Source organism: Butyrivibrio sp. INlla16 (assembly GCF_900104155.1).
In the GTDB taxonomy this organism is placed as follows: Bacteria; Bacillota; Clostridia; order Lachnospirales; family Lachnospiraceae; genus Butyrivibrio.
The window spans coordinates 1-17,112 of the sequence record NZ_FMYB01000063.1 but is presented as its reverse complement, the minus strand read 5'-3'; the positions used below and the strand labels follow the sequence as shown (position 1 = coordinate 17,112).

The following is a 17,112-nucleotide window of genomic DNA, read 5'->3' as shown; positions in this document are numbered from 1 at the left end:
CAGAGCAAAGATGCTTTATCCGTTTTGCGAAAAATATCATATAACGTAGCAAGGCTGATGCAATTAGAAGATCCTGTGAACCGGATACAGATGATAGATATAATGGATGAAGTGGACTCGGATCTTACATGTGTGGCAAAGTTTATTTTTGAACCAATTCCCAGTATGTATTGATTTTTGAGAATAACAATACCTTTACTCCTTTTGATGACGCATAGGGATAACTATGCGCTTTTTTATGCTGAATATAGGATAATAACATCTCAAAAAGCAACTACTCCACCTGATTATGGCATTCTCCTGCACAAAAACTTCTTCATGAAACAACCCTAGGGCAGCTATGGGATTGTTTGAATAGCCTTATTATATGGAGTATAATTAAATAAAATAGTTGAGAACCGGTTAAACCAGGAGCACTTAAGGGGATTGAGAAATGTAATAAATGCGTTTCAGATATCCCCTTTTTCTTTTTGCAGCTAAGGAAGATGGTGAACCCGTAGGATTCCTCTGCTTAAAAGAATTAGAAATAACCAGACAAAGGAAAATCTTGGACAATATATTTTAAATCCTCTATTATATATAAAAGGAACAATAGCAAGGGATGTTCTGGGGGATAAGGAATGACCTCGATTTACACCAAGCTCTTAAATAAACCACCAAAGGATTACTTACATGGCAAAGACAGTTAAGATGGCAGATATAGCCAAAAAAGTTGGAGTGAGTGTTGTCACGGTATCCAAAGCCCTCACGGGACAGAAGGGTGTCAGTGAGAGTACCCGTCAGCATATCTTAAAGCTTGCTGACGAGATGGGATACATTCAGCCCTCCGCTGCTATCCGCAGTGAAACAAAGGGCCACAACATAGGCATTATCATTCACGACAAGTATTTTAGAAAATACAATTCATTTTATCTGCAAATGTATCAGATGCTCACAAGTCAGCTTGGTGCTCAGGGTGACTATACTATTTTAGAGCTTGTAACCCATGACATGGAAAAAGAGCTGACGGCTCCAAATCTGCTTATGGAAAACAAGATTGATGCCCTTGTGATGCAAGGCGAATTTACAAGGCAGTACTGTGAGTTTATAAAGAGTGTGGCTGGAGATATTCCTTTAGTATATCTGGATTTCTGCAATGAGTCCAGAGATGAAGTGTCTGTTATATCAGACAGCTTCTACGGTTCCTACTACATGACCAATTATCTGTTTGAAAAAGGTCACAGAGATATTGCCTTTGTCGGATCTCTTTTGCAGACAACATCCATTACCGACAGATATCTTGGATATGTAAAGTCCATGATGGAGCATGGCATTCAGGTAAGACCTGACTGGCAGATTGAGGACAGAGATAAGAATACAGGAATCATCTTTGAACCTGATAAGCTCCCGCTTCCGTTGGAGCTTCCGTCAGCTTTTGTATGTAACTGCGATCTTACAGCAGGAGTACTTATTAAGAGGCTGGAGAAAGAGGGATACAAGGTTCCTGAAGATTTCTCGGTAGTAGGATATGATAACTTTATCTTCCCGGGAGTATGTGACGTGGAGATAACCACTTATGAAGTAGATATGCTTGGTATGGTGCAGAAGGCAGTTTCCTATCTGACATCTCTTTTAAAGGGAGAGGATGTGAAAATGGGAGCACATATTATTACGGGACATCTCATAGAAAAAGACAGTGTGAAAGCTCTTAGCTGATGCTAAGAGCTTTTGTTTTTTCTGTATTCGGCAGGTGTCTGAGAGGTTTCTCTCTTAAAGAGCTTGATAAAATGACTGGTGTTGGCGATGCCAACGTCGTACCCAACGGCATTTACCGTTATATCTGTCTGCTCAAGAAGTGTCTTGGCCTGCTGGATCCTGACGTTGTTGAGATACTGAAGAGGTGAGTGGCCGTAGTAGTTTTTGAACTCACGACAGAGCCTGTATTTACTTACAAGGAGCCTCTGCTCAAGGTTATCTAAAGTAATAAAGGTATTATATTCCTGATCCAGAATGGACTTCATCTCCTGGATATAACCCGGTATACCGGGAGTGGCTGAGGGGGCAAAGGCCTTTGAACCTGCCAGATACCCTTCTGTGAGAACGTCGGTAAGGATTCTTGCTCTTAGAAGCTCTGAGTCCGCTCCCTGCCTTAGCAGCATCCTTTGCAGGTAGGAGAGCTGCGTTCCGATATGCTTTTCTTTAAATTCTATAACCTTAGATGAATGTTCTGTATATAATCTTAAGGATTTCCCCGATAACAAAAACAAGTGAAAATAGCATGGAGTACTTTTTGTGTCAAAGCGGAAATTTTCGTAGGGTTTTAGAAGGATCATGCTTCTTTCGGGCATTGTTATGCTGTCTTTTGTCTTGATCAAGGCATCCCCTTTTTCGATATATAACAATAAATAGAATGGATTATCGATACATTCAAAGGTGGTTGGGATACCGTAGGTAATGGCTCCTCCAAAGACTGCCCGGAGGATAAGAGGATCTAAAGACTCGCAGCCACAGGCCATGAATCTCTTGGTGTCAAGAACATCGGTAAAAGACGTACCACTCCCGAAGAGTCTGTGGAAACGGAAGATTCTATTCAGTTCATCGATTGTGGTGTATTTAGCTGATGTCATGATATTACTCCTGTTTATGGGAACATTATAGTAAGTAAAAAGGAAAATATCAACCTGAAATCAACTAAAATACATAAGTTAGTTAGGTAATAAAAGCTAAATAATTAAATAAAAAGCCAATAAAACGGCAAATAAATACACTTACGCAAGAATGAGTTATAAATCGCAAGAATAATAGATGATTAAAAAAGTAAATATTGTATTCTTCAAGTATGCCTTCTATACAAGATCCATGGATGATTTTATTGAGACAGGAGCCGGTGCTGTGCCGATTAAGACAGCAAGAGGATGGATACATATAGCTCACGGAGTAAGAAATACAGCAGCGGGGCTCAGATACGTTCTCTACTGCTTTAACACACCGCAGGATCCTGGAAGGTCGGTCCTGTGTGTAAGACAAAGAGACGATTTGATAAACAGAAACCTTGAACTATTAAGGAGAGTAAAGTAATGAAGTACGAGATTTTGGGACCCGGAACAGAACGCATGCCATGGCAGGATAAGCCCGAGGGACTTAAAGGAGCTCCTATTTGGAGATACAATGCCAATCCTATAATTGCCAGAAATCCTGTGGAGGGAGTTGCAAGAATATTTAACAGTGCAGTAATGCCCTATGAGGACGGATTCATAGGAGTCTTCAGAGGAGAGCAGACAAATGGTATTCCTGCAATCTATATGGGCAGGAGTGCAGATGGAATCAAGTGGGATATAGACAGTGAAAAGATTCCTTTTACAGATGAAGACGGAAATCCCTTCATGCCTCAGTACGCCTATGATCCGCGCCTTGTAAAAGTTGAAGAAGAATACTATATCATCTGGTGCCAGGATTTCTACGGCGCATCCATAGGAATTGCAAAGACAACAGACTTTAAGAAGTTTGTGAGAATTGAGAATCCTTTTATTCCCTTTAACAGGAATGCAGTTCTTTTCCCAAGAAAGATAAAAGGAAAGTACATGCTGCTCTCAAGACCGTCAGATTCAGGTCATACTCCTTTCGGAGATATCTTTATAAGTGAGAGTCCTGATATGACTTACTGGGGAAGGCACAGACATGTTATGGGACCAAACGAGAACTGGTGGGAATCGCTTAAGATAGGCGGAGGAGCAACTCCCATTGAGACAAGCGAAGGCTGGCTTTTGTTCTTCCATGGTGTTACCGGAACCTGTAACGGCTATGTGTACTCTATCGGCGGGGCAATCCTGGATATAGACAATCCTTCTGTTGTTAAGTACAGGTGTGAGACATTTCTTTTGACTCCGCAGGAGTGGTATGAGGAGAGAGGATTTGTGCCAAATGTCTGCTTCCCCTGCGCGACTGTCCAGAACAAAGAGACCGGACAGATCGCCATCTATTACGGAGCAGCCGACAGCTATGTTGGGCTGGCATTTGGATATACCGATGAGATCATCGACTATATTAAGGAGCACAGCAAAACTTCAGAGACAGACCGTGAGATCGGAAGGCGGTGATCGAAGCGATGAGAGAAAAACCAATCATCACTTATTCAAAAGAGCCTGTGCTGGAGCCAAAAGAAGGCTGTGACTGGGCGGATACGATGGTGCTGAATCCTGCACTGGTTCTTGATGAAGATGGAAAGACCATTCATATACTCTTCAGGGCAACAGGCCCCTGGCCCTCGGCAAATCTTAAGGGTAAGTCAGATCCATATCCGATATTCCTAGGATATGCAAAGAGCACCGATATGGGAGAGAGCTTTGAGGCTGATTTTGAAAGACCTGCTCTGGGCCCGAAGCTTGCCTATGACGAGCAGGATATGTACGTGATAAATGACAAGGGAGAGAAAGTCATCAACTACGCCAACGGGTGTATAGAGGATCCAAGGCTCTTTTACATAGGAGCGCAGCTCTATCTGACCGTTGCCTGCAGACTCTTTCCTCCGGGACCATACTGGGAAGGGGATAAGAGAAAAGACAACCTGCCTGACTGGGTGATGGATCCGGACTCTCCGGTGGGAGTGCTTGCAAGGAGAAATGACACTGTCACGGTCCTTTACAAAGTGGATCTTAAGAAACTTAAAGAGGGCAGTTATGAAGAGGCGTTTTCCTATGTAGGCCCACTGACGGACGGGAATCTTAGTGACAACAGGGATGTTTTCTTTTTCCCAAAGAGAATGAATATCGGTGGAACAAAGAAACTTCTTATGCTCCACAGGCCTGAGAGAAGCTATGAGTTTCCGACAGGTGAAAGTGTAAAAACTCCTGCTATCTTCCTGGCAGCAGCGGATGAGTTTGAAGACTTTGTCACGGCGGATGCTACCCACAAGCTGCTGGCTAAAAGTGAGTTTGACTGGGAGCAGGAGAGAGTTGGAGCAAGCTTTCCGCCATTGGATCTAGGAGATGGAGAGTGGCTTGTGTCCTATCACGGAAAAGAGCTTCCGAATTACGGCTACACTCAGTCTTTCATGATACTTAAGGAAAGAGACGGTGATTTTCCCGAAATAAAACACCGAATGTCTGAAAGACTGATCTATGCAAGGCAGAAATGGGAACTTCCCGATAAATTCCCATGTCCCTGCATCTTTACAACCGGAGCGGTGGTAGCAGGTGATGAACTGATCATGGGCTATGGGGCGGCTGATCAGAAGATCGGGATAGCTAAGGTAAATCTAAAGAATCTGACGGACTATGTTCGCAGATTTGACGCATGCGGAAACAGGACGGATTAACCAAGTAAACAGCGATTGACTTTGCGGTTTTGCAATCGCTGTTTTTTTGTTCAATAGGAAATTCCTCCGAATTTCCTATTAAACAAAAAACGCTCCGCTATGGATGCGCACTCGCGCGTAAGGTATATGTTGCATAAATGCAACCGCGCTCGGCGCGAGCATGTTGCGAGCAACATGCTTTTTTATTGCCTAAAAATTGGAGGAGAGAATGAAAGAAAACAATCTTGAGATACTATTTTTGGAGCCTGTCTGTAAGCACACTATCTGGGGTGGGACAAGGCTAAAGGATGAGTTTGGATGCAATGAAGAAGGAAATGATATAGGAGAGCTGTGGGGAATATCGGCCCATCCAAGCGGTGATGTAACGGTTAAGGCAGGAAAGTATAAGGGCATGCATTTATCTGAACTGTGGGAGAAGCACAGAGAACTCTTTGGAGATGAAGAAAGTGATGTGTTCCCGCTCCTGGTTAAGATCATTGATGCCAGAGATGATCTCAGCATACAGGTTCATCCCGATGACAGGTACGCTGCAGAACATGAAAACGGGGCTCTTGGAAAGACTGAGTGCTGGTATGTCCTTGATTGTCCGCCGGAAGCAAGTCTTGTCATCGGGCACAGCGCCAGAGACAAAAGTGAACTGGATGAGCTTATAGATCAGGGCAGATGGGGACAGCTTATAAATAGGGTTCCCGTAAAGAAAGGTGATTTTTTGCAGATAGATCCCGGAACGGTACATGCGCTTACGAAGGGCTGTCTTATTCTGGAGACTCAGGAAAACAGTGACATCACCTATCGCGTCTATGATTACGACAGACTTGAAGACGGGAAGAAGAGAGAGCTTCACCTTGAGCAGAGTAAGGACGTCATTATAACTCCGGCAAAACCCATAGAGGAATGCCTGGTTCCTGCCTGCAAAAGGGACAGAAGAGCAAACGTCCTTCACAGTATTTATGGGTGTGAGTATTACCACGTCTATGAGATGAAGGTTGAAGGACGGGCACAGATTCTGGGACTGTCCGAATTTATGCTGGTAAGTGTTGTGGAAGGATACGGAGAAGTAGATGGATGCGCCATCTCAAAGGGAGATAGTTTTATCATACCTAAGGGATATGAGAAGGCGAGCCTTAATGGCAACATGAAGATCATAGCTTCAACACCGGGGCAGAAGGAGCAGAGGAGAATAGGATGAAAAGAGATTACAGAGATGCGGATATCTCTCGGGAACTCATGCAAGGGACAAGGACGGAGTTAACGCTTCTCTCCTTATTTGTGAGATGTTTGCATATTATAAGAAGATGGGGAAGAGCCTTACGGATGTGCTTGGCGAGCTCTATGAGAAGCACGGATATTTCCTGAACACCCTCTACAGCTTTGAGTTTGAGGGCCCTAAGGGACAGGATAAAATGAAGAATATCATGGAGAAATTCAGAAATCTGGGTGGAGAGCTGTGCGGTCAAAAGATAGCAAGTGAGCGCGATTATCTAAAGAAAACAGACGACCTTCCAAAGTCTGATGTTCTGAAATTTATACTGGAGACTGGGAATAGCATAGTTGTAAGACCATCAGGAACAGAGCCCAAGATCAAGATATACCTTTCTGTTTCCGGAGATAACAGGGCACAGGCAGAGGTTATTGAAAAAGAGCTTTCAAAGAGATTAAAGGATATGGTGGAAGAGTCGTATTTATTGGATTTCCTTGACAATACGGTTTTTGCCGTTGTTTTTTCCGTAATAAAGCATCTGATCAGCAGAATTTATTACCTGCTCGTATTTACGGAGATCATCGCCGCCCCATCTGACTGCAATATCGTTTTCTCCCATGGAGCTCATCAGGATTTCAGACAGGTCTTTTAACACGGCATCGCCGAATTCATGGCCATATGTATCGTTGATCTTCTTGAAATTATCCAGATCCACCATGGCGAGTGAAAACTCTCCGGTGGATCTTGTGATGGTTTCTATGGCTGAATAGAAATACCTTCTGTTATATAGACCGGTAAGCTGATCATGGTTTATATTGTATTCTAGTATAGCTCTGTTCTGTTCCTGCTCGGTTATATAAAGATAGGAGACGTAAACCATGGTGATAACTGTTACCAGCAGGTTGGAGAAGACTATAAAGGGCTTGTGGTAGCCTAAATCTATTGCTATATATTTAATTGGTACATAGTTTGTAATGTCTATGAGATAGATGATGAAAGTGCCTATGATGCTCATGACCTGAAGCAGGGTTTTCTTTGCCCTGGTAGTGGATACAAGATGAAAGATTACCGCCACCATGCCAAGCGGATAGTAGATAAAACCGCAGCTGCCAACAGTAAGGAGCTCGCAGATAACTGAGTATATCATGATCTCTGAAAAGGCTATCATGATATTTCTTTCGCTTCCGGATTTTGCTGTTATCAGCAGGATAATATATAGAGTTGAGCTGAGGACGTTGACAATGGCAATTGAAAAGAGTGTTTTTAATCAGGGTAAGATGCAGATGTTCTTGCTGCAGGAATATGGCCTCCATTTGACTGAGAGTCAGCATCTTTCTATGGGGACGGCGAATTGTTATAAGGTTAGTTGCAAGGAAGGGAATTATTTTTTTAAAGAATATCAGAAAGAGTATACTTTACAAACTGTAGAAAGAGAAACAGAGCTTGTAGATTACTTGTATTCAAAAGGATTTCCGGTTGCAAGGTTTATAAAGACTATAAGTGGAAATAGTTGCACTTTATTTAAAGGACATGTGATTAGCCTGCAGGAATACCTGGAAGGGAAATCATATCTGAACGATTTGCCACATAATCTGCTAAAAGATAGTGCAAAATATCTGGGGGTATTGCATTCCATACTCAAAGATTATCCAATGGAATCAAGCCTTGACGAAAAGTGGGCCGCGAGTATCTCGGTGGAAGCGGTAAATAAGAAATATGACAGGCTGCTTGAGGCTTTGGAAAGAGAGAATGCGGATCCAAATTATAGCAGAATTAAGGAAGATTTTTTATTCAAGAAAGTGCTTTTTAGTCATATTGAGGATATGAAAGGATACTTTAAGGGGATTACATATACTCCAAGTCATGGAGATTATACTTCATGTCAATTAATATGCGATGGAGATCATGTAAAGGCAGTAATAGACTTTACCTCAGCGGCAAAGCTGCCAGCAATATGGGAGATAATGAGGTCATATATACAGGCCGGAGCTTGCCGCAATGGAGAAGCCTTTGATACCACAGACTTTGCACTGTATGTGAAGGAATATATGAAGTATGCTCAGCTTACAAAAAGAGATTTGGAAGCTATGCCATATGTTTATCTGTTTCAATTATCGCGTAGTGCTTATGGGTATGAGGAATATCTGATATCTAAAACAGAGAATAGAGAAGCTTTGCTGGATTTTGCTTTTTGGCGCACGGATATTTGCAGAGAAGTTTATAGGAAAGCGGATGCAATAGCAGAGGCTTTATTACAGTTGATATAAAAGAGGGAGTATTGTTGGAGGAAGGGGAATTATATTCATGGCATCAAGCATTATACATTTGGCGGTTACAAATGAACTTACTAAAAGATACGAATTCAAGGATGAGGGAAGGCTTAAGTTTGGGGCGATTCTTCCGGATGCAGGAAATGGAAATGCAAGTCATTTAAAGAAGGCTACCTGGGGATAGCAGAAGCGGTGGATCTGTGCCTTAAGGAGCTGAAGGCTCTGGAAAACAGAGAGGCCTTAATTGATAGCTACGATAATGCATGGGATAACATGCCATATTCACTGTTGGAAACTACCCTGAATACAAGAGATTTAGGTGAATACAGGATTGATGGGACAGAGCGATATACCTGTTATGGCAGAATTATTCGAAGTGATGCTGCGATTACTCCGTCTGAAAAGGATATCGCATTTTTGAAAAGTTCCAATATTACCACAATTATCGACTTGAGATCTGCGCAGGAAAAAGGGAGAAAGCCTCATGGACTTTCGAACTTGGAAGGCTTTGACTACCACGACATTCCGATAGAAGAAGGCAGTGGAATTCCTGAGAGCGTGGAAGCTGTTCCGGAGAGCTATTATCGGATAGCACACGCAGCAAATATAAGGGAAGTTTTCAGAACAATAGCTGATGCGGAATCTGCGGTAATGTTTAATTGCACAGCGGGTAAAGACAGATCCGGAGTAATAGCTGCACTTATACTGTGGCTTTGCGGTGTCAGGAAAAGCGATATTGTTTATGACTACATGAGGACAAAAGATAATAATCAGAAGCGCTTTGAGCTGATACATCAAAACTTCCCGGATTTGGACATGGATATCGTCATTCCGAATGAAAATAACATGATCAGGTTTATGGAAATGATAGAAGATAATCATGGAACGGTTCAGGAATACTTCACGTCAATAGGGATTACACCTGATATTCAGCGAATGATAGTAGAAAAAGCATCTTAGGCTGGAGGCTGATAAAATGGTTATTCATCCAATTGAGCCAGTTTTTAATAGTGAATCAAGAGTACTGATTCTTGGAAGCTTTCCATCTGTGAAATCAAGAGAAGCTATGTTTTTCTATGGGCATCCGCAAAACAGATTCTGGAAGGTTATAGCCGCGTTGTATGGTGAACAGGTTCCGGGTACTGTAAAGGAAAAGAGAGAACTTTTACTAAGGAATCACATAGCAGTTTGGGATGTTATAGCACAGTGCGATATTGAAGGATCAGCGGATTCGACGATAAAAAATGTTGTGGCGAATGATTTGTCCGTGATTCTTGATAAGGCTGATATTAAAGCGATTTTTGTTAATGGGAAGACGGCTGAAAAATATTATAAGAAGTATATCGAAGGAAAAATAAACAGAAAGGCAATTTGCCTTTCTTCAACGAGTCCGGCGAATGCAGCATGGAGTATAGAGCGGCTGTTGGAGGAATGGCGTGTGATTTTGGAATATTGAGGGGACTAACATCATACAGTAATACTTGAAAAAGGAGAGGGAAGTATGGAAAAGAGGATGACATCCGGGGAGATTGCCAAACAGGCTGGGGTGTCGCAGAAGGCGCTTCGTATATATGATGAGAAGGGACTTCTTAAGCCTGTTGGGTATTCTGAGGGGAATTACAAGCTCTATGATAAAAATTCTTTAATAATTCTGGAAAAGATTGTTGCACTAAAGCACATCGGTTTTAGCCTAGAGGAGATAAAGAGCAACCTTGAAAATGATAATCTGAGTTCGATAAGAGATATTCTTGAAAATCAGCTCGATATGATGAACAAGAAAATATATGAGCTGCAGAAGTCTGCAAAATGTATTGAGGCTTCAATTGCAAGACTTGATGAGAATCCTGACTGGGACGATATCGCGGATATCATCAAGAAGATGGAAATGAGTCAGGGTGCTGATGAGCGAAGATGGTATGCTGCAAATCATGCTGCGGACGGAATTGAGTGGTATGAGAAGATATTCGACTCGCTGGATTTTACAGAAGAGGATACCGTCCTGGATCTTGGCTGCAGCTACGGGCTTTTGTGGAGAAAGAACTGGGAGCGTATTCCGGCAAAACTGTTAGTGGACGGATATGACATTCACGGAAACTGGGCTGACGATTTTTATGAATATCTTGAGGAAAATCGCGGCACTTTACCGGGAGAAGCTGATATACAGGTGATTTTCAGTAACCTGGAAAAGGAAGAGACCTGGGAGAAAATAGCAAAGAAAAAGTATTCTAAGATTGTTGCGCATTATCTTCTTTCTTATCTTAATGATAAAGAGGCTTTCATCCGGAATGTGGCAAAGGTCCTTGCTCCCGGCGGTATGTTTTCCGTGAACTTCTACAGCGAGGACAATATGGAATATGATTTCTGGGAAAAGACGATTGCGGATATCGGACTGGACATATCTTTTGCCATAAAAAGGAGAGCTGAGCGAAGAGATTTGGCGGCGGATTTTGTAAACCTCCTGTCTGAAAACTTTGATAAGGTTGAAATCGTGTTGCTTCCCTGTCCGCTTTCATTTGACAGTGCTGAGGATCTGTTTGAGAGACTCCTTAGAAAGTACCCTGACAGCAGGAAATACCTTGAAGATAAGAAAGAAATAATATTGAAGTATTTTGATGAAAAGCTATTGCGGGGCGCTTCTGTCACAGTGGATATGGAAGGTACATTCTATCATTGCTATGGTGTATAATTTTATATAATGATCGTACTTAGTATGATTATGTTTATAATATTGCAGTTTACTCCCGGAGGCGGAGATGACACAGAGGAGACAACTCAGACCGAAGAAACTGTAGATTACAATTTTTAATAGAAAGTGAGCACATGAAAAACAAGAAAATTGCAGTATTTTTTCCGGGGATAGGATATCACAACGATAAACCGCTTTTGTATTATGCAAGGAAACTGGCGGCTGAGGCGGGATACGAAGATTATATAAATATAGACTATACCAGTAAGCCGAAGAAGATTCGCGGTGATAAGGAAAAGATGAAGGAGTCGTTCGAGACACTTTATCGGGAAGCAGATGAAGCTCTTCGGGATATCCGCTTCGATGATTATGATGATATTCTCTTTGTTTCAAAGAGTATAGGAACAGCTATCGCAGTTTCATATTGCGAGAAGAACGCTGTTAAAAATGTAAGGCATATTCTGTATACACCTTTGGAAGAGACTTTTAACGTGATAAAGGAACCGGAAAAACTAAGTGCAATAGCATTTATCGGCTCGGCAGATCCGTGGAGTGATCCGCTTAAGGTAGTGGATATGGCAGAGGGTTATGGTATTCCCATTCATCTATATGAAGGCGCAAATCATTCGCTCGAGACAGATGATACGTTGAACAATATTCGAATCCTGGAGGATGTCATGGAGAAGAGTAAATCCCGGATTAATTCATGACAATTTCAAGCGACATTCTGTGCACATCAGACATAAGCAAAATGTCAGAAAAAATAAGCAATAATCGAATAGAACGGAAGGGTTAAACCTTATATATTTTAAGTGTGTCAGGCAAGTGAACAGGCACACTTATTTCTTTTCAGAAGGAGGAGATAGCATGAAAAATACCTGGACTTTAGTGGAACACAGAGCGGTAAAGGTTACTGATAAATATTATGATGAGGCACTTCATATCGATGTGAAGAATATGCTCACACTTGATGCAGACAGGCTTCTTGCGGGCTTTAGGGAAACTGCGGCGATAATTGCAGGGATGGACGACGAAGCTAAGAAGAAACTAATGAAGGGGAAAGAGCGCTATGGCGGCGGCTGGGAGAATTCCCTTATTGGCGGACATACCCTTGGACACTATATTACAGCTCTCGCTCAGGCAGTTGGGAATCCGGGACTTACGGAAGCTGAGAAAAAGGACGTTGATGCAAGGCTTGACTATATTCTTGATGCGCTGATGGAATGTCAGAAGCTTACAGAAGGAAGTCAGTATGAGGGATATATTTTCGGATCCGATTTTCCTACAAAAGAGTTCTCGGATAATGTACTCCTGCAGTTCGATAACGTCGAAAAAGGGCTGAGCGACCTGTTCACACAGGCCTGGGTTCCGTGGTATACGATGCACAAGATTCTGACGGGATTGAACGCTGCCTTCATCATAGCAAGGAAGGAGACGGCGCTGAAGCTTGCGAACAATCTGGGACACTGGATTGCAAAAAGAACCGAGGGGTGGTCGGAAGAGACCAATAAAACAGTTCTCAGTATTGAATACGGCGGAATGAATGACTGCCTCTATGAGCTTTTCGTTATAAACAGGGAGCTTAAAGAGAAGGGAAGTGCTCTCGCCATCGAAGATCTGAAGAGAATATTTGATGCGGCGCACAGATTTGATGAGACAGAGCTGTTTGAGAAGATACTTTCGGGAAAAGAGAATGTTCTTGATAATACTCACGCCAACACGACGATTCCCAAGTTTATAGGGGCGCTTGCGAGATACGAAGCGGATACTTCGCAGGCGAAGTATCTTGAATATGCCGAGAGCTTCTTTGATATGGTGGTTAGTAAGCATACTTATGTTACAGGCGGAAACAGTGAGAACGAGCACTTCGGAAAAGATTATGTCCTTGATGCAGAGAGAACCCATGTAAATAATGAGACCTGCAATACCTATAACATGCTGAAGTTTGCAAGACGACTTTTTGCGGTTACAGGTAAAAAGAAGTATCTAGATTATTCTGAGAGAACACTTATAAATGCAATAATGGCATCGCAGAATCACGAGACAGGATTTACCACATATTTCCAGCCGATGGCAACCGGTTATCACAAGGTGTTTAATACCCTTGACGGTAACTTCTGGTGCTGCACAGGAACCGGATATGAGAACTTCACTAAGCTTCAGAGAGGAATTTACTATAGGGCAGCAGGCAAGATGCTTGTGTCAATTTATCTCGCATCAGAGCTTACAACTGATGATTATAAGCTCATTCAGGAGTGCGGCCTCACCAAATCGGAGCAGGTGAAAATTATAATTACGCCTAACCAGGGTAAAAACATTGAAGATGATTTATGGCTTAGAATCCCGGAGTGGGTAGCAGATATGCCGAGGATTACTCTTAATGGAAAAGATGTCGATGCAGGCGTTCATCAGGAAGAGAAGGATTTCATTGTGATCTCAAAGGAAATTCTATCATCAGGAGGAGAACTCGTGCTGGAGCTTCCTATGGGACTTCATTATGAAAATCTCCCCGACGGAAAGACCACCTATGCATTTTTATACGGACCATATCTTCTCTCAGCAAGACTTGGGACAGCGAAGATGAAAACAAAGTCTCACGGAGTGCAGGTATCGGTTCCTGCAGAGAGAGCTGTGGAATCGGATGAGATAAAGCTCACGGATGCGGGGTCCGTGGATGATTTCCTTTCAAATATTGAGAGATATCTGGTGAAAAGGCAGGATGAGATGGAGTTCGACCTTAAAGGAACAGACCATAACCTTGTATTTACAACGCATTATAATCAGTACAGGGAGTGCTATGGAATATATTGGAAATTCTGAATTATGGTCTAATTTCCAATCCGGTAAACGGTTCCATTGATAGTTCGGATTCATCAATATAATCTAAGATCTCATCGTTAACGTATAAAGCATAGCCATCGGGGGTGGGGTTGAGATAAGCATTATCTGCAGTGACCTCAATTTCACCTTCTATATATGGTGCATCATAAGATGGTTGAATTTGCGCTGTATATGATAAGAGAAATTGTATCTCTAATATTTCTCTATCAGATAATCTGATAGAGGAATTGTTGAGCTAAGAGTATATAGGGATTTACTGATTTGTCTCATTATGTTTGAAAAATAATTGGAGAAGAGGAATGAATAAAAGAATAGTAATATCAATCATTACATTATGCATATGTTTGGCTTCGCCTTTATCTACAAAAATAGCCTTTGCGGCCAATAAGTCCGATTACCGACTTGTTTATGAGGAAAGCAGGGATTTTGATGGAACCACAAAATATTTTTATACATATGATAAAGAGACAGGAAATTTGATGTCTGTGCGAAGACTCGACGAAGATGAAGATTCCCTTGTTGAATATTCATATGACGAAGAGGGTAGAGAGATTAAGCATACAACCCACTATAAGGACGGAACGACATATAAATATGAAACTGAATATGAGACCAAAGGAAACACTAAAATTAAGAGATATTATGATATTGACAATGCTACTGGTAATAGGAGTCTCAGCTTAATTGATAAAGCTACATACTCCAAAGGTCGGCTTATTCGACAGAAATCATATGATTATTATGGGGATAGTACCCCATCTTTAAATCTTACAAAGTATAAATATGATAAGAAAGGTAACTTAGAAAAGGAACTATACTACATAAGAGAAAATGGGAAATGGGTGCTCCAAAATTCAGAAAAGAATACCTATGAAAAGGTAGATGGGAAGTTTTGCAGGACAAAATCAATAACTAAAAGAAAATGGTTTAAAGGTTTCGTTTATCATGATCATTACCGTTATAACTCGCATGGCGATATAGAGCAAGTTACTACAAAAAAATATCAAAACGGTAAATACAGACCGGATCTTGATGAGACATATTACTACAAAAATAAATATGATCACGCAGGAAATTTAATTCGCACAAGAGTCATAAAAAAAGGAAATCGTGTTTATTATTACGTACATATTTATAAGTGGGAAAAGATTTGAGGCAAAGGGGAAAAAGAGTATGAAAAAGGTAATTTTACATTTGGCTGCTGTGTTTTTCATCATGGGTATGTTTAATATTGCGAGTATACAGTCCAGGGCTTACTATGATAATTATTACAAAGTTCCTAAAGGAGGGGAATTTGTATATGAGGGATTTGTTTATAGAGTAGTAAAACCGATAAAAAATCCTGATTCATTTAAGAAATTCAAAGTTGGTGAAGTTGAGCTTGCCGGTTTTGATCCTGCATGTGACGATAAGTATAAACTGGAAAATCCTAGCATTGTAGGCATTGAAGAAGATCTGCCATATGATTTTGTGGGGATTGCGGATGATGCATTCAAGGGGAATACAAACATTCGCAGTTTCGGTGCTTATGGATGCACCAATTTCAGATATGTAGGAAAAAGTGCTTTTGAAGGATGTACAAAGTTAGAGGATTTTAGTACTAACCGTAAGGGACTTGCTACTATCGGTGATAGAGCGTTTTATGGCTGTGAGTCCTTGAATGAGGTCTATTTTACGGATGACTCGTTAAAGAGTGTAGGTACAGATGCCTTTGCAAATACAAGCCAGATAATAAGAGTCTATACCTACGATATGAGTACAAAGCATGCTTCGAAGATAAACAAGCTTCTGAAAAAAGCCGGTGCGAAAGATGTCTATTTCATAATGGATACTCCCAAGAAGGAAAAGACAAAAACAAAGATTCCCACTGCTTCGGATTTCATGAAAAAGCTTTCAAAAGGGGAGACATTTGTATCCGGATCACTTTCGTACAGGGTAGTAAAAACTGCTACAAAGAAGCAGAGGGGTGAAGTTGAAGTCATAGGATTTAATTCATCAGCAAGTCAGGAGGATATGGAGCGTTTTGATCCATGGAAATATGTTGATGAAATCGGCTATGAGTGCTATGACGTAGTTGGAATAGCAGATAATGCATTTAAAGGAAATCAATATATCAAAGATTGCTGGATTAATGAGACTAAAATCAAGTATATAGGCAAGAGCGCTTTTGAAGGATGCACCCAGCTTGAAGATGTTAACATCATATGGTCTAAGGACTTCTCTGCGATTAAGGCGAGGGCGTTCTATGGATGCTCATCCTTAAAGAAAATGGGCATTCATGTAAATACTGTAAAGAAAGTGGGCAAGGATGCTTTTGCAGGTACTCCATCAAAGATAAAAGTTGAAGTTGAAAATATGAATTCAAAGGAGATATCAAATCTGAAGCAAATGCTTAAAAAGGCCGGAATGGAAAAGGCCCGTTACTCCTGCTGTAAACGAATTGCTTAATATTATACTTATTCGGAAAATGCAGGCATTTATTTTCTGGATATTGACTTAAAGTCAGATATGACAGGACTTGAGCTCGCGCAGGAGATCAGAAAACCGATCGTTACTATTCACGGTCTAATGATTGACTAAAAATATATAAGTGCTGATTGATGCAAGAGGTCGTAAACTCAGATTATGTCTGGGGTTACGGCCTCTCTGCATTTTGCACTAATTTCTGATTGAAAGTTTGTGGAAAATAATGGTACTATATAACTAAATAATACCAATACACGTATTGACATAAATATTGGTATGATATATAATAAATAGTACCAAGTACAGTTAAGGAGGTTGGATGAAAGATGTCGATAGTGAAGTACACAAACAAAAA

15 protein-coding genes and 2 pseudogenes are annotated in these 17,112 nt (G+C 41.3%); 15 read left to right on the top strand and 2 right to left on the bottom strand.

From position 1 onward, the window contains the following. Nucleotides 1-672 precede the first annotated feature (672 nt). Complete coding sequence (locus tag BLR42_RS19540; RefSeq protein WP_091872806.1) at nt 673-1,695, top strand: LacI family DNA-binding transcriptional regulator; 1,023 nt, start codon at nt 673-675, stop codon at nt 1,693-1,695. Nucleotides 1,696-1,697: 2 nt separating this feature from the next. Here BLR42_RS19540 and BLR42_RS19535 read toward each other — a convergent pair whose 3' ends face one another. Then, the gene (locus tag BLR42_RS19535; protein WP_091872803.1) at nt 1,698-2,606 is read right to left on the bottom strand and encodes a helix-turn-helix domain-containing protein; all 909 of its coding nucleotides are present in this window, start codon (nt 2,604-2,606) and stop codon (nt 1,698-1,700) included. Between the two features lie 208 nt (nt 2,607-2,814). Between BLR42_RS19535 and BLR42_RS19530 the strand changes: the two are divergent. The 5 genes and pseudogenes from BLR42_RS19530 to BLR42_RS24010 all read left to right on the top strand — a co-directional run. Next, nucleotides 2,815-3,057 (top strand): annotated as a pseudogene (locus BLR42_RS19530) (hypothetical protein); the annotation flags it as partial. Further along, a complete protein-coding gene (locus BLR42_RS19525) occupies nt 3,057-4,076 on the top strand; it encodes a glycoside hydrolase family 130 protein (protein WP_091872801.1) in 1,020 nt (339 codons plus the stop codon). The pseudogene BLR42_RS19530 and the gene BLR42_RS19525, both read left to right, overlap by 1 nt. An 8-nt stretch (nt 4,077-4,084) precedes the next feature. Further along, nucleotides 4,085-5,293, top strand: a complete 1,209-nt coding sequence (locus BLR42_RS19520; RefSeq protein WP_091872798.1) for a glycoside hydrolase family 130 protein — start codon at nt 4,085-4,087, stop codon at nt 5,291-5,293. A 208-nt stretch (nt 5,294-5,501) separates the two neighbouring features. After that, complete coding sequence (locus BLR42_RS19515; protein ID WP_091872795.1) at nt 5,502-6,482, top strand: type I phosphomannose isomerase catalytic subunit; 981 nt, start codon at nt 5,502-5,504, stop codon at nt 6,480-6,482. An 85-nt stretch (nt 6,483-6,567) separates the two neighbouring features. Then, nucleotides 6,568-6,930, top strand: a pseudogene (locus BLR42_RS24010) (phospho-sugar mutase); the annotation flags it as partial. Nucleotides 6,931-6,975: 45 nt separating this feature from the next. On the opposite strand, the gene BLR42_RS19505 reads toward BLR42_RS24010, so the two are convergent. Further along, nucleotides 6,976-7,662 carry a GGDEF domain-containing protein gene (locus BLR42_RS19505; RefSeq protein ID WP_091872811.1) on the bottom strand — a complete coding sequence of 229 codons (687 nt, stop codon included), beginning with the start codon at nt 7,660-7,662 and terminating at the stop codon, nt 6,976-6,978. Between BLR42_RS19505 and BLR42_RS19500 the strand changes: the two genes are divergently transcribed. From BLR42_RS19500 to BLR42_RS19465, 9 genes are all read left to right on the top strand, one after another. Continuing rightward, nucleotides 7,640-8,761 (top strand): phosphotransferase, encoded by a 1,122-nt coding sequence (locus BLR42_RS19500; RefSeq protein WP_091872790.1) that lies wholly within the window; start codon nt 7,640-7,642, stop codon nt 8,759-8,761. The two genes, BLR42_RS19505 and BLR42_RS19500, sit on opposite strands and share 23 nt — an antisense overlap. A 37-nt stretch (nt 8,762-8,798) precedes the next feature. Further along, nucleotides 8,799-8,948, top strand: a complete 150-nt coding sequence (locus BLR42_RS23060; protein WP_170832889.1) for a hypothetical protein — start codon at nt 8,799-8,801, stop codon at nt 8,946-8,948. Between the two features lie 8 nt (nt 8,949-8,956). Continuing rightward, nucleotides 8,957-9,724: a tyrosine-protein phosphatase gene (locus tag BLR42_RS19495; protein WP_242879441.1), complete on the top strand. Its 768-nt coding sequence runs from the start codon at nt 8,957-8,959 to the stop codon at nt 9,722-9,724. Nucleotides 9,725-9,740: 16 nt separating this feature from the next. Continuing rightward, a complete protein-coding gene (locus tag BLR42_RS19490; protein WP_091872787.1) occupies nt 9,741-10,220 on the top strand; it encodes a DNA-deoxyinosine glycosylase in 480 nt (159 codons plus the stop codon). A gap of 45 nt (nt 10,221-10,265) precedes the next feature. Beyond that, on the top strand, nt 10,266-11,450 hold the full coding sequence (locus BLR42_RS19485) for a MerR family transcriptional regulator (protein WP_091872784.1): 1,185 nt from the start codon (nt 10,266-10,268) through the stop codon (nt 11,448-11,450). Between the two features lie 134 nt (nt 11,451-11,584). Next, complete coding sequence (locus tag BLR42_RS19480) at nt 11,585-12,160, top strand: alpha/beta fold hydrolase (RefSeq protein ID WP_091872781.1); 576 nt, start codon at nt 11,585-11,587, stop codon at nt 12,158-12,160. 157 nt (nt 12,161-12,317) lie between these two features. Beyond that, nucleotides 12,318-14,270, top strand: coding sequence for a beta-L-arabinofuranosidase domain-containing protein (locus tag BLR42_RS19475; RefSeq protein ID WP_091872779.1), 1,953 nt, complete (start codon nt 12,318-12,320; stop codon nt 14,268-14,270). A 320-nt stretch (nt 14,271-14,590) separates the two neighbouring features. After that, on the top strand, nt 14,591-15,445 hold the full coding sequence (locus tag BLR42_RS19470; protein ID WP_091872776.1) for a hypothetical protein: 855 nt from the start codon (nt 14,591-14,593) through the stop codon (nt 15,443-15,445). Between the two features lie 19 nt (nt 15,446-15,464). Beyond that, a complete protein-coding gene (locus BLR42_RS19465) occupies nt 15,465-16,739 on the top strand; it encodes a leucine-rich repeat protein (protein WP_091872771.1) in 1,275 nt (424 codons plus the stop codon). Nucleotides 16,740-17,112: the final 373 nt, after the last annotated feature.